At 41.4% G+C, this 13,652-nt stretch carries 16 protein-coding genes and 1 pseudogene; 5 read left to right on the plus strand and 12 right to left on the minus strand.

Going from position 1 to position 13,652, the window contains the following annotated elements; all coding sequences use genetic code 11:
- Positions 1-60 precede the first annotated feature (60 nt).
- On the minus strand, positions 61-597 hold the full coding sequence (locus tag MHB37_RS30890; RefSeq protein ID WP_036682312.1) for a DUF2798 domain-containing protein: 537 nt from the start codon (positions 595-597) through the stop codon (positions 61-63).
- Complete coding sequence (locus MHB37_RS30895; protein ID WP_076301519.1) at positions 594-1,160, minus strand: TetR/AcrR family transcriptional regulator; 567 nt, start codon at positions 1,158-1,160, stop codon at positions 594-596. The genes MHB37_RS30890 and MHB37_RS30895 overlap by 4 nt, the downstream gene beginning before the upstream one ends.
- A gap of 413 nt (positions 1,161-1,573) precedes the next feature.
- Between MHB37_RS30895 and MHB37_RS30900 the strand changes: the two genes are divergently transcribed.
- Positions 1,574-1,975, plus strand: a complete 402-nt coding sequence (locus MHB37_RS30900; RefSeq protein WP_405168811.1) for a RidA family protein — start codon at positions 1,574-1,576, stop codon at positions 1,973-1,975.
- Between the two features lie 139 nt (positions 1,976-2,114).
- Here the strand turns inward: MHB37_RS30900 and MHB37_RS30905 are convergent, their stop codons facing one another.
- A complete protein-coding gene (locus MHB37_RS30905) occupies positions 2,115-3,527 on the minus strand; it encodes an alanine/glycine:cation symporter family protein (RefSeq protein ID WP_339281520.1) in 1,413 nt (470 codons plus the stop codon).
- A 230-nt stretch (positions 3,528-3,757) separates the two neighbouring features.
- On the opposite strand from MHB37_RS30905, the gene MHB37_RS30910 reads away from it, so the two are divergent.
- Positions 3,758-4,099 carry a hypothetical protein gene (locus MHB37_RS30910; RefSeq protein ID WP_339281521.1) on the plus strand — a complete coding sequence of 114 codons (342 nt, stop codon included), beginning with the start codon at positions 3,758-3,760 and terminating at the stop codon, positions 4,097-4,099.
- On the opposite strand, the gene MHB37_RS30915 is transcribed toward MHB37_RS30910, so the two are convergent.
- Positions 4,058-4,645 (minus strand): NAD(P)H-dependent oxidoreductase, encoded by a 588-nt coding sequence (locus MHB37_RS30915; protein WP_036682318.1) that lies wholly within the window; start codon positions 4,643-4,645, stop codon positions 4,058-4,060. The two genes, MHB37_RS30910 and MHB37_RS30915, sit on opposite strands and share 42 nt — an antisense overlap.
- Positions 4,646-4,766: 121 nt before the next feature.
- On the opposite strand from MHB37_RS30915, the gene MHB37_RS30920 reads away from it, so the two are divergent.
- Complete coding sequence (locus MHB37_RS30920; protein WP_405168812.1) at positions 4,767-5,204, plus strand: MarR family winged helix-turn-helix transcriptional regulator; 438 nt, start codon at positions 4,767-4,769, stop codon at positions 5,202-5,204.
- Between the two features lie 446 nt (positions 5,205-5,650).
- On the opposite strand, the gene MHB37_RS30925 is transcribed toward MHB37_RS30920, so the two are convergent.
- The 7 genes and pseudogenes from MHB37_RS30925 to MHB37_RS30955 all read right to left on the minus strand — a co-directional run bounded on the left by MHB37_RS30925 (position 5,651) and on the right by MHB37_RS30955 (position 11,370).
- Entirely contained in the window at positions 5,651-6,532 is an 882-nt protein-coding gene (locus MHB37_RS30925) for an SMI1/KNR4 family protein (protein WP_076124209.1), read from the minus strand.
- 222 nt (positions 6,533-6,754) lie between these two features.
- Positions 6,755-7,672, minus strand: a complete 918-nt coding sequence (hprK, locus tag MHB37_RS30930) for an HPr(Ser) kinase/phosphatase (RefSeq protein ID WP_076124211.1) — start codon at positions 7,670-7,672, stop codon at positions 6,755-6,757.
- A 118-nt stretch (positions 7,673-7,790) separates the two neighbouring features.
- Positions 7,791-8,867 carry an ankyrin repeat domain-containing protein gene (locus tag MHB37_RS30935; RefSeq protein WP_405168813.1) on the minus strand — a complete coding sequence of 359 codons (1,077 nt, stop codon included), beginning with the start codon at positions 8,865-8,867 and terminating at the stop codon, positions 7,791-7,793.
- Positions 8,868-9,116: 249 nt separating this feature from the next.
- A complete protein-coding gene (locus MHB37_RS30940; protein ID WP_305953524.1) occupies positions 9,117-9,353 on the minus strand; it encodes a YiaA/YiaB family inner membrane protein in 237 nt (78 codons plus the stop codon).
- Between the two features lie 57 nt (positions 9,354-9,410).
- A pseudogene (locus MHB37_RS30945) lies at positions 9,411-9,593 on the minus strand (YiaA/YiaB family inner membrane protein); the annotation flags it as partial.
- 229 nt (positions 9,594-9,822) lie between these two features.
- Complete coding sequence (locus tag MHB37_RS30950; RefSeq protein ID WP_340977781.1) at positions 9,823-10,107, minus strand: alpha/beta-type small acid-soluble spore protein; 285 nt, start codon at positions 10,105-10,107, stop codon at positions 9,823-9,825.
- Positions 10,108-10,182: 75 nt separating this feature from the next.
- Positions 10,183-11,370, minus strand: coding sequence for an MFS transporter (locus tag MHB37_RS30955; RefSeq protein ID WP_405169631.1), 1,188 nt, complete (start codon positions 11,368-11,370; stop codon positions 10,183-10,185).
- 294 nt (positions 11,371-11,664) lie between these two features.
- Here MHB37_RS30955 and MHB37_RS30960 point away from each other — a divergent pair, with 294 nt between their 5' ends.
- Together MHB37_RS30960 and MHB37_RS30965 are read left to right on the plus strand one after the other, a co-directional pair.
- Positions 11,665-12,246, plus strand: a complete 582-nt coding sequence (locus tag MHB37_RS30960) for a TetR/AcrR family transcriptional regulator (RefSeq protein ID WP_076124215.1) — start codon at positions 11,665-11,667, stop codon at positions 12,244-12,246.
- 81 nt (positions 12,247-12,327) lie between these two features.
- Complete coding sequence (locus MHB37_RS30965; protein ID WP_076301524.1) at positions 12,328-13,047, plus strand: DUF4386 domain-containing protein; 720 nt, start codon at positions 12,328-12,330, stop codon at positions 13,045-13,047.
- A gap of 8 nt (positions 13,048-13,055) precedes the next feature.
- On the opposite strand, the gene MHB37_RS30970 is transcribed toward MHB37_RS30965, so the two are convergent.
- Positions 13,056-13,640, minus strand: coding sequence for a Crp/Fnr family transcriptional regulator (locus tag MHB37_RS30970; RefSeq protein WP_280753216.1), 585 nt, complete (start codon positions 13,638-13,640; stop codon positions 13,056-13,058).
- Between the last annotated feature and the right edge of the window lie 12 nt (positions 13,641-13,652).

Below are 13,652 nucleotides of genomic sequence, written 5' to 3' on the forward strand. Positions count from 1 at the left end.
ATTATACACGGTAATAGAAAAGCTCTCAAACGAATCGCTTCGCCTGAGAGCTTATTTAGGTTAGGAATTTTGTTCTGATAATCCATGTATAGTTACGCCAACAGCGCTGGATTTCTTTTTGTCCTGAGAAGCATGTAGCTTTACCATCACAAATCTTGCAAACGGCTGTATCAATATACTTTCAGCGAACAGTGCAATCAGGAAATTTCTTGGCCAATTGGCTAAGAAGTGATTAAACGTTTGAGAACTCAACCCGTTTCCGATAATGTCTCCAATAAACGTCATACAAAATGACATTCCCAGTACGGTGAATAGGATACGGAATAGGATTTTGGCGTTGAAGCTATCTGTAGGTTGTGTGAATGTAGCTGTCAGCTTTTCGGCAATACGGCCAATAACAACAGGCTCAATAATCATGACAATTACCCAAATGATCGGAAACACTTTAAGAATCGTTAAGGCAACCTCACCATTAAATTCTCCAACCCCTAAAATGATATTTATTGAGGACATAAACAGTACCGTCAGTGTACAAATGATTGCACCATATAATGCCCCCTCCTTGCCGTTTCTTGGTAATCTTGCTTCTTGATTCATGATGTACTTCCTTTCAAAATTGTCGGTAATAGTTTGGCGATAGTTTTTAAGGGAGTTGTGGATTTTTGCGTTAGGCACAACATCATCGCGCCTTCGATCGAAGCCGTCATCCACAATGCCATCTCGGAGGCTGATTCCTGCGAATAACCTTCAGTTACAAGCTTATCGCAGTATATTCGTTCCATGTTCTCATAGAGCAAGCTACATGCCTGGCGAACAGGTTCACTCACCGTAGCCATTTCACTGACAATACTGCTAAAGGTATATCCGGTAATCGTGCCCTCGGTTTCTAAGTTGTGAATCAACTTGTCGATCATGGATTGTATAGCTTCTAACGTCGATGGATGCTTTTTAAAAATATCCTCAATATCTATCGTAATTGCTTCATTTAAGCCCTTTAAACAAGCAATTAATAGTTCTTCTTTTCCATTTGGAAAATGATGATAAAGCGCTCCTTTGGTCACATTACAGGCTTTTAAAATTTCATTCACGCCTACATTTTTATATCCTTTTTGCTGAAAAAGAAGTGTCGCCGTCTCAATCATTAGCGATTTTGTATCCACAATAACGTACTCCCCCTAACATACCAACCGGTCTGTTTGTTATTATAACAATATAAAAATCATTAATGTAAGTCTTTTTTGCTTTTTTTCAAAAAATATTTCATTATTTTCATTTATAACAGCAAAAAAAACTTAGAAAATTGTGTAGAAAGTGGAATTGTTGCAGTATCACTTGGATTAATGATATCATTCTGAGGAAACTTATCTTACTTTAAATATGAAGGAGGAATACCCGGTGAAAAAGAGATCGCTAAAATATTTATCTTTTGGTATTGGGTATTCTACTGCTGTTTTTTTCTAGAATTAATTATTGATAGGATAGGTCTGTCAAAAATTAAAAGAAACTAAAAAACAGCGGAGATATATAACTTAGATATCGTTATGTATCTTCTATTTAAAGGAGAATTCACAAAATGAACTTAAATAATAATGTTATTACAAGATATAATCCAGAAAATATTGCTAAACCGGTTGGTAACTATAGTCATGTAACAAAAATAAGTAGAAATGCTGAGATGTATGTATTTTCTGGCCAAATTGGAATCGATCAAAACAATCATATCCCTACAGATTTTAACCAACAGGTAACAAATACGATGAGTAATATTGTTGAAGTCCTGGCTTCTCAAAGACTAACACCTGATAATGTAATCAAAATCAACATTTGGGCTACGGATGAAATCGATTGGAACCATTTCTATGAAATTTGGAATAAAGTATTCGGTATGACACCTCCTTCAATGACAATTGCTTATATTAAAGGATTAGGGTTACCTGAATTAAAAATTGAGCTAGATGTATGGGCTGCTGGTTAAACCCTAAATCAAGAGGGACTAATTTAATATTCTGTACACCAAACGAGCCTAAGAAGAAATTCTAAAGGCTCGTTTTTCTAACCCCCCTCTATAACAGCAAAAAGGGCTCAGTTTCCTGAGCCCGCAAATACTTACCCTACTATGTTTTTATGTCTGAAGAATTGTCCCAACACTCCACGTTTTCCAGACCTTCTATGCTATCTTTATAAAAGACAGGGTCCTTCCCTGCCCGCTTCTGGCGCTTATAATCCTGCAAGGCGGCAAAGGCCACTTTAGATAACAAAAGGATAGCGATCAAATTCACGATGACCATGAAGCCCATAAATAAATCAGCCAAATCCCATACCAATTGAACTTTAGCTACGGAGCCAAAAATAATCATCGCCAAGACGCTGTATCTATAGAATAGTAATACTTTTTTATTGGAGTTCAAGAATTCTATATTGGTCTCACCATAATAATAATTTCCGATTAACGTACTGAAAGCAAACAATAAAATCATGATCGCTAGGGATCCCGAGGCCCACGAACCAATATGTTCGCTTAATGCCGCTTGTGTCAGCTTAATTCCATCCAGCCCTGGCTGTTTATACGCATCGGATAACAAGATAATAAAAGCAGTACTCGAACAAATAAGTAACGTGTCTGTAAGTACACCCAGCGCTTGCATCAGCCCTTGTTTCACCGGATGACTAGTTGTTGCAGTTGCCGCAGCATTCGGAGCACTACCCATTCCCGCTTCATTGGAGAATAGTCCCCGTTTCACCCCTTGCAGAATGACTGCCCCAAAAGATCCCCCTGCGATTTGTTCAAATCCAAAAGCACTTTTCACAATAAGCGCCAGAATCGCCGGTATTTCCGTAATATTAATTAACATAATAATAACAGCAGCCCCAATATAGATCCCTGCCATTACCACTACAATATATTCGGACATTCTAGCAATACGTTTAACCCCACCAAAGATAACAGCCGCAAAAGCAGCAGCAACTACAAGCCCAAGAATCACCCGATTAGTGCCAAATGAATTCTCAAAGGCCACTGTAATCGTATTGGATTGAACTGCATTAAATACAAGACCAAAGGATAACGTGATCAAAACCGCAAATACCGCGCCCATCCAACGTTTTTTCAGGCCTTGCTCCATATAATAGGCGGGACCCCCACGAAATCCAGTCTTGTCCTTCACTTTATACACCTGTGCCAGAGTACTTTCAATAAATCCGGACGCTGATCCAATAATAGCTATGACCCACATCCAAAAAACAGCCCCTGGTCCACCTATTGCGATAGCAATTGCGATCCCTGTAATATTCCCTGTCCCAACCCTTGCTGCCATACTGATACAGAAAGCCTGAAACGACGAAATGGAATCTTTTGACCTTTCATTGGACTCTTTAAGAACCCTAAACATTTCTTTAAACATGCTAAACTGAACAAACTTCGATCGAATGGTGAAATAAATTCCACAAACAATAAGCAGAACCACCAAAATTTTTGACCAAAGAAAGTCATTTGTTGCGCTAATCATACTGTCTAACATTTGTTGCATGTAAATCCGCCTCTCCATTGTGTCGATACCCAGTTGCTGAACCTTAAGTTACATAGTATTTTCAAATATAACAGCCCTTATTTCAAAAGCCAACAAAAAAAATTAGCCAGCAACACCATACCTAACACCGGTGTGAGAGCTATTTCTCCATCTTCATCTGAGCTCACAAGATGCTTTAGAATAATCTAGGTATTATAAAAAAATGAAAAAGCATCCGGTGGAAGAAATGTATGACAACAATGTATGCGCGTATTTATATCGTGGAGAACATTTGGTTTGATTTGATTTCAGGACGAACGAGGAACGAAGCTATAACATCAGCAGCACAACTATTGCCCTTATTAGCCGCAAAAGATATTGAAGAAATGGCTGTCCTCTATCATGAGCTAGCCAGCAAAAATAAAATCGTTCTGGCTAGTCAAAAAGATAAGGATCCCACCGTTGTTTTGGACCATCCAACTATGGGATCGCTTGAGACATCCATTTCCGGGGTTATCTCGAATAATCATAGAGCAGATATTTTCGAGGTATTAATTAGCCACAGCTTTAAAATATTGGTACACCTGATTTAACTTCTTATCATGTTTCCCTTTTGGACTCTCCATATTCCCAAATTCGAAAAACTTCACTTTCTTGATGCCACAATATTGAAATAGTGCTTTTCTCATCAGCACTTTATGGGAATTATTCAGCCAATATAAAGGATAAAGGGTCGGCCCCTTCATGCTGGAAATGCAAACCACAGACTTTCCTTTCAGCAGCCCTTCGGGGATGAGGCCACCCTTTTCTCTGTAAGCGAAATTAGAAGCAAACATTTGGTCAATATAACCGAGCAACATCGCGGGAGGACGTCCCCACCAGATTGGATACACAAACACAATTTTATCGGCCTGACGAATCTGCTCCCGATACTTCTCGAGCTTGGGATCGATATGCATGTCTCTTCTACGTTTATTCTCATTAAAGACCAGCACAGGATCAAATTGCTCTTCGTAAAGATCAAGGACCTCTATCTTCGTGATCTTTTGATTCTCATTACTTCCCTGAATGACTTTATTGAAAAAAGCATAACTTAAACTTTTATGATTCGGATGTGTATAGATGACTAAAACGTTCATTGCTCCACCTCTTTAATTATCATTTGATAACAAAATGGTATCACAACCCTCATTTAGTTGTCAAATGATAATTGTATTATGATAATTATTTTGTTAAGGTTTACAATAAGAGGTGATCCTTATGGACAAACAAGCGTTTTTTCAGAAAATTGTTACCTTTACGACAGCAGTCCATGAAGTAACATTTGACTTTACCAAAGATGTTAGACCGGAAGGCATTACGCCCGTTCAATACAGTATTCTGGAATATATTGCGGTTAGCCAGCCTGTTACCCTCAGCCAAATCAGCGATTGTAAGAATATCTCTATGCCGAATACCAGCCGTGAGCTGAAGAAATTAACAGAAAAAAACCTGTGTGAGAAGCTTGATGTCGCCGAGGACCGGCGTAAGCAAATGATTCGGCTGTCTGATGCTGGACAAGCGATGATGAAGGAAGCTTTTGAACGGATCGGTGAACGTTTTCTGAACCGGATTAAAGAGGTTCCCCCAGAGGAATTAGCCGAGATTAACCATGCCCTCGATATCCTGCAATCTAAGGTGTTTAACACCCAGCAATGATCCGAGAAAAAGACAGCAGAGCAGCGGTTCCCCATTAATGGGAGCACCGCTGCTCTGGTTTTGGGTCGATGATTAGCTGACTCAAGACGATTATTGGCTAGTTAAAGCCTAACGAAATCGAATCAGCCTCACCTTCAGCTAAATCGCCAAATCGCACTCGTCCACTGAGGCTTTCGGACCCAGATGACGTTATTGGCATGTTTTTAGCCTTTTGTGCGTAGTTTCGGACTCCAGCGACGCTATTCCTATGAATCGAGTTCATATTGGGTGTTTTTTATGCCAATAGCTGCTATGCGGTCCGTTGGCATTCCAAATATGCGAAAAAGCTACATTTAAGGTCAGCTGAGTCCGAAAGACGCTTCCCTAATAATCCCCTAATAGAAATAGGCACTCCTCTTAAGGAATGCCTTGATTTGGTTATAAGTATTCTTAGCCAGCGAAATAGACTATTTCACCAGTCCGCTGATAAAGGTCTCAAAATTGTCAGCCAAACGTGTGATTTTGTATTTGTTATCCCGATCTACATGAATAACCTCAGGTTCGCCATCATTCCCGAATTCACGGTAATCCAGCATCACCACTTCATTCTCAGAAGGACAATCACAAATCACCACGCCAACTTCAGGATAACGTCCATTTTCAATCACAGTCCGGCTGCCTGAAGCTCCACACAGCGACTTATTCTTATCTCGTCCAATTCCGAGGATACCAGAAATCGTAATAAATTCTCCTGTTCCCGGAATCGGATAACGATTGTTATGAGGAATTCCCCCATTATGTAACTTCATCATATCCACGTAGGAAGCAGGCAGCTTAAAGACCAGCTCTTCTTGTACTGAAGTAATCAATGCATCTGAAGGCGGATCAGAGATATATTCTGAGAACGCATACTCGCTGTCATCCCAGAAATTAGTGGTATCCAACGCTATTACAGGCTTCTTAGCAGGTTTGTTTACAGGCTTTTTCGCAGCTTTTTTAGCCAATTTACGTTTGATCCAGCCCAGAAACTCCAATGTGTCTTCATCATCAGGTTCCAGCTGATCGGCAATCGTAAACGCTTTTAAAGCTTCGTCATATCTTTTCAGATAATAATAAGAAACCCCGATACGGTAATGCCATAGCGGGTCACCTTCACCCTCATCTTCAATGCTCAAATACTGCTCTAAAGCCTCTTCATATTGCCCGAGATTATTAAGCGCCCTGCCCAAATGACTAGTTAGAACATAATCTCTTTCCTCTTCAGGAATTTCCGTGATTGCATCCACGATTTCTTGAAATTCATCTTCCTCATGCCATTCATCCAATTTTGCCAATAACTCATCACTCATCATTAATACCTCCTATTAACGATCACTCAAAATACCTATTAGAAATTATACCATTTCTAACCTGTGCCCAGCCAATAACGCATGTCCTAGCCCTATCAATCAAAAAGCAACTTCCCTTTTTGCTGTGAAAAACAGACCGCAGCGTTTATCTGCGGTCTGTTTTTCGTATACAGAAAACCATTTTAATTATGGTAACTATAATTGCTGCTTTCTATCCTGCCTTTACGACTGCATCCCGTTTTCGATCCTCTGCAGGAACTCTTCAACGGCACTATAGCCAAGCTGTTTAAGGTACCAATTGTTCGCAGCCGCCTCGATCAGACCAGCCACGTCGCGGCCAGGCTGAAGCTGAATTTCAATATGCGGAATTTGCACGCCAAGATATTCTGTGAACTGGGGTTCGATTTCGAGCTCATTATTCAAGGAATTCTCCCGCCATGGTGACAACTCGATGTCGAGTACAATTCGTGTCTCTTCCTGAAAAGCTCTACGCCCGTACTGCCGTACAACATTGATCAGACCAATACTGCGCAGCGCTAGGAATTCACGGGTCGTTTCATTATGCGTGCCGAGAAGCGTCGCCGGTCCCAGCTTCTTAAGCACAACTACATCATCGGCCACAAACCGATGGCCTCTTCTAATGAGCGTGTGAGCGGTTTCGCTTTTTCCGATCCCGGACTTGCCTCTCAATAGGACACCTATGCCAGACACGTTCACACACACTCCATGAATTGAAAGTTCTGGCGCCAGCGCCTTCACCAGATAAGTATCAATCTTTGCGATGAACTCTGACGTCGTCTCTTCCGTCCGAAGTAGTGGTATACCTTCTTGGTCGCAGAATAAAGTCAAATAGGGAATCTCCTGCTGACCCGTCGTCACAATAAAGCATGGGGGATGATACTTAACGATATTGCCAATATGTAACTTGCGTTGCTCAACGCTTAGCTTTAGCAGATAATTGATTTCTTTACGACCCAACACTTGTACTCGCTTCATGGGGAAAAAGTCGAAGTAACCCACGAACTCCAGGCCAGGTCTATGTGTCTTAGAGCGAGTGATCTCGCGGTCCATGCAGCTAGCACCCGCAAGCACTTCCAGCTTAAACGTTTCCGTAAGGCTTTGAACGGTAATCGATTTCAATGTTGTTCTCCTCCTGTGGCTACGTATTTTGAATACGTAATACGGTTACCGGGATATATTCAACGACGAATAGAATGATTCCTGCAAAAGAAATAGACAGATCATGAGATATTAACAACTATGTTCCTTCAAGAAAATTAATGAGGTATATCTCCGGTTGCGTGAGAAAATCTGCAAAACTACATAAATCCGCGTACGTCTGATGTTCCACGTCGTAACAGCCTATCAGGCCTTTTTTCTTCGGATTCCACATAAGCAGCAGATCAGAGTAATTATCTATATCGGCTGACAGACGGAGCAGCTTTTGCCGGCCGATTTTTATTTCAATGGTATCAGTTAATGTGAAAAAGTCGATATATCTAATTTCATATTCATTTTGTGTTAGCTCAAGACGCAGATTTTTTCCAGTAAGAAAGCTAACCAATTCATCAGACAATTTATATTTTCTCAGCTCAAACTTCTTATTCTCGATATCATGAAATTCAGCCGGCTCTAACGATTTCAAAAAGTCAGCCAAAGCTGTATTCTTATTGCTCACAGCAATGGTGTAAGGGCGATCGCCATCTTTTTCCGCCAAGGTAACGTCTGCGCCACGTTCAATCAAATATTGTACCATCGCTTGATTACCCATTCTTGTGGCAACTGTTAACGGAGTGGCTTGATAAGGATAGACCATATCGGAATTGTTGTAATTAATGTCCACCCCATGATCCAGTAAATAAGCAACGGTCTTAAGGTCGTGATCTGACAACGCTTTGCGTAATACAGCCCCACCATGCTGCTTAATATCTAATCCTAGCTCATGTATGAGCGGGATATTGTTTTTGTTGCCATAGTAGGCCTGCGAATATGCACCTGACTTGACCTGATTAAGCTTGTCCAGTTTGGCCCCTTGTGCTGCAATATAGCGGACGATATCTTCTTTGCAATAGCGAACCGCGAGCAAAAAAGCCGGATTATTCTTCACATTCAGATTTACACCGTGCTGTACCAGCAGCTTTATGACATCCATTCTCTCTGATATAAGCGCCAAAGCTAACGGGGTTAACGTAGTATATTGGCTAAGGACGATTCCCTCTTCAATATCCCAGCCTGCTCTAATGGCAGCCTCTAATTCCGGAATATTTCCATTGTAAATATGCATGGCCATTTGCGGCAGTTCCTCGAACTTCCCTATATCCTTCAGACGGATCATCCATTATCCACTCCTACTTCAAGTATTATGAAGAGTATAGAGAACCGTATAGTAAAAAACAATCCAAACTAAGGATGTTGTTCTAACAAATAGTCCTCATAATGTTCAGATCGGCAAGATTATTGCTGCTATTTCAAAAAAATAGAAAGAAGCTCCGTAAATTCACGAAGCTCCTGTTTACAATTTATGATGGTAAGTAAAGTTGAAGCAGCTTGCTGTTCTCAGCGAGAAAGCTGGATATATCCCTCTTTACCCTTGGATGTCCCGTCTCGCCTCTTGCTCGGCAAGAATCTCGTTATCTTCCGCGTTATCCCGTGTCACTTTCTGAACGCCAATAGCGCTATAAGAAATCAAGAGAATAACAGCTATGTAATACCCCTTTACATTTAATTCAAATGGAGCATTGTAAAGGCCAATAAAAAACATCGCATACCCGATAATCAAACCCACAAAAGCCATAATTGTGAAGGCCCCTGTATTTCTCATCCTGTGATTAGGGTTATCCAAACGAAATTCTTTATCCTCTGTATTGTCCCTGACCACCTTTTGCACAACGATACAGGAAATCGTAATTAACACCATACAGAGCAAATAATACCCTTTTACGTTTAGCTCCCAAGTGTCGTTGTACACTCCCAAACAGAATAGAAAAAGTCCTGCCCCCAATGCAAAATACGATGCCCCCGTAAAAGCAGCCGTGTTGCGTTTGCGATATCTCTGATTCATCTGATAATTCCTCTCCCACTACAAACTTGAATGATGATATATCCTTCTCCACTATACCGTGGAACATCGGTAAAATTCTACCATTAATCAGGTTGTTTTAGGGAATTTCAGGAATTTTTTTACTATACAAATATAAAATAACGCAAACACCGAAAGGACGGCCTCAGTCCCATACAATATAGGACGAAAACCGCCTCCAGCGATCTCTGCAACATAAATTAGAAAAATGCTACTGCCTTTCCTGATCCACTAATTGTTGCTTTGCGAGACGAATCATTTCGCGGACCATCGATCCACCAATTTTACCGCCGATCTGGCCCACCGATTCTGTGCTCAAATGACCATTTTGACCGCGCTCCAAAGGGACACCCAGTTCTTTTGCAACTTCGTATTTCACATCATCAGGCCGCTCTGGATCTACATCATACCCCTCGCGCCGCATCACTTCCGCTTTAAAAATTTGCATTCCGCGGCTGGCTCCCGGCACTGCATATTTCCTGTTCCTTCTAGACATCCTTATCCCCTCCCAAACCTGTTTTAAATAACATGCCCGGAAAACGGAACCTCCACCCTTATGGACTTGCCCCGATTATTTCCAAGCAGGGCGTCGTTGCAACGCGGCTTTCGTAGCACGCAAGGTTAAAGCCCAAAATAAAAAAGCCACAGCACTAACAGAAGCTCCAAGCCAACATACCCCGTTCCAGCCATAGTGAGAATAGATTTGAGTGGAAGCAATCGATCCGGTAGCACTTCCAATGGAGTAAAAAACCATATACCCTGCGGTGAGCCTACTACGTGCCTCCATGCGCAAGGTAAGTATTATACTTTGATTGGTGACATGCACCGCCTGCACTGCCAAATCAAGCAGAACAATACCAATGACCAATGCCAACAGCGACTGCTCCGTAAAACTGATAAACCACCATGAAATCAACAATAGAAGTAAAGCTATGCCTGTCGTTCTCTGTCCATGACCCTGATCCGCTAGCTTTCCCGCCCGTGCAGCAGCTAATGCTCCCACAATTCCCGCCAGACCAAATGCCCCAATTGCAGTATGTGAAAGTGATAACGGCGGAGCACTAAGAGGCAAGACCACAGAAGTCCACAGAATACTGAAAGCAGTAAAAATCAGCAAAGCCAGAATAGCGCGGATACGCAATACTCTCTCTTGTACAAACAACATAAACACTGAGCTAAGCAGCTGAGCGTATGACAGTGTTTTTACCTCACGTTTCACATTTGGCAACACCCTAAATAATGTACACACCATACAAAGCATTAAAGCAGCAGAAAAAAGGTATACGGAACGCCAACCTGCAAGATCTGTAAGTATTCCTGAAATGGATCGCGCAAGAAGTATTCCAATCACAATTCCACTTGTGACCATGCCTACGACTCGCCCGCGTTCGGCAGGGGCAGCCATTGTCGCCGCGAACGCAACAAGCGTCTGCGTTACAACAGCGAGTAGTCCCACTGAGGCCATACCTACGAATAGTACCGTGCTGGAAGAGGCAGTACCCACGATAATCAAAGCCACCACAGATAATAACATCTGGCCGATAATCAGGCGGCGCTGATTCAGTAAATCTCCTAGTGGCACGAGCAGTAACAGCCCCACTGCATAAAAAATCTGCGTGATAGTAATAAGAATACCAATGGTTGAATAATCAATACCAAATTCTTTCGACAAATGATCAAGCAACGGTTGAGCAAAGTAGATGTTTGCAACCGACATCCCGCAGACAACGGCAAACAAAAGTGTCATATACCGAGGCATCGAGGAAGCATGAATAGAATCAGATGGCGTATGCGTCTCTTGTGACGAAAGCTTCTCTTTAGTCCCCTGCATTTTGGACACACCCTTTCTCTGTTAAATTTAAATCGCAAACATATTTCATACTGATCAGTATGTTATTATGCTCAGTAAATTTATCTTACAAAATGGTGTGTGTCAACATAAATATTTGATGCTACCGACTTTGATTTGACAATATAGACGACTAGTTCTAGTATTATAAAATACTGTTCGGTAATAAATTATTGAAATCAAATATAACGAGGGGTGTTAAAAATGGCTCGGACCCGCGAATTTGACGAGGAAAAAGCATTAGAATCAGCTATGGAGCTATTTTGGGAGAAGGGATATGAGGCTACTTCATTAAGCGATTTAACTTCCAGAATGGGCATTCAACGCCCCAGTATATACTCAGCTTTTGGAGACAAAAAAGAATTATTCGAAGCTGCGCTACGTAAATACACGATGTCCCATGCTTCCCGTGTCCGAGCCCAACTTCAAAGCAATCCATCCGCAAAAAAAGCCTTTCGTAGTTTTTTTGAAGATGTGGTGGCGGAGGAGTATGCAGGCAGTGTGAACCGAGGATGTTTTTGCATCAATACAATGGTCGAGCTGGCACCTCATGATGAGAAGTTCGAGATTCTTACAAGAGAACACCAAATGTATCTATCGGTTATATTTCAAGAAACTATTGAACGTGGTATACAATCAGGTGAGCTTAAGGGTGGTGTAAATGCGAAGGCCTTGGCACAAGCACTAATCGTATCGCTAATAGGGCTTACTGTACTCTTGAAATCCCGCCCGGAGCGATCCTTTGTTGATAACGCAATAACAGTGATACTTACTTCGCTTGATTAAATTCAGAGTCTTGATTTAAGTCAATGCCCGCCATAGTACTCCTAATTACAATGAAATAAAAGTCCTTTAGGAGGCTATCTTATGGCTATCTCAGAAAAAGACCTATCGAACCAGCGTAAGTCCGCTTTAACAGCTGGAATATCACTGATCATCATGACCCTCGCCTCATTTTTTTCATATGGCTTTGTCCATGGGACTCTTGTTGTGCAAGGCGATGCCAGTGCCACATTTATTAACATTGTATCTTCCAACAACCTTTTCAAAGGGGAAATCTTGGGCTGGATCATCATTATGATTACTGACATTCTGGTCGCCTGGGCGTTTTATGTGTTTCTAGAACCCGTCAACCAAAATCTTTCATTACTCGGCGCATGGCTCCGTCTAACCTATTCCGCTATATTGGCAATCTCTATATTAACTTTGATATTTGTGCTGCTGCTCACGGGAAACACAAATGGCTTTTCCTCATTAACAATCGAACAAACTCAAGCATTTATGATGTTATTTCTGGATGCATTTCAATTCATTTGGTCTATGGGGCTGGTCGTTTTTGGCGGGCATTTGTTAATAGTGGGCTATGTGGCTTTAAAATCCGATGTCATTCCTAAAGTAATCAGCATCTTGCTGCTGCTTGCTTCAATAGGCTATATTATCATTCATCTAAGCAAAATGTTTCTCCCACAATATGAGGCAGTCATTACAACACTTAATTTTATTTTTACTATTCCTATGATTGTAGGAGAACTAGGCTTTGGGATATGGCTACTGCTTAGAGGTGGGAAAATCCCCAAAAGTGTATAACGATTTTGTTATTCATCACTGGAATGAACCCGCTTCTTAATTCTACTTAATGACTCTGGCGTAATCCCCAAATAACTGGCTAATTGATGTTGGGGGACACGGGTAAGTAAATGAGGTCTTTTTTGTAACAAGGCTTTGTAACGTTCTTCAGGATTGGAAGCAATAAAGGAAGTCAACTCATCCTGAACCTCACCCAAGTTCTCCTCTACCATTTTGCGTATCATGGTTTCCAGCTGAGCGTGTTTATGGAGCATATCCTGTTCCGCATTAAGATCACCAACCACCAATATGCTGTCTTCTAGGCAGGTTAAGGTGTACGCTGAGGGTCTACTCTCTTGATGCCGATTAAAAATCGAAACCGCTTGCTCTTCCGTATAAAAATTAGATGTGACTTCTTTGCCCGATTCATCTACCGAGGACTGCCTCACACATCCCTTTAACACAAAAAAACATTTTGAGGGAACGTCTCCTTGTCTAAGGAGTACCGTTCCCTTCTTGTATTCCTCAATAGGAATACCTTCAACAATATCCTGCTGTTCCACTTCGTTAAGAGATGTAAATTTACTCATATACTTATACAATATGCTTTTCATTTATCTCTCCAA

Source organism: Paenibacillus sp. FSL H3-0286 (genome assembly GCF_045040705.1).
In the GTDB taxonomy this organism is placed as follows: Bacteria; Bacillota; Bacilli; order Paenibacillales; family Paenibacillaceae; genus Paenibacillus_AQ; species Paenibacillus_AQ odorifer.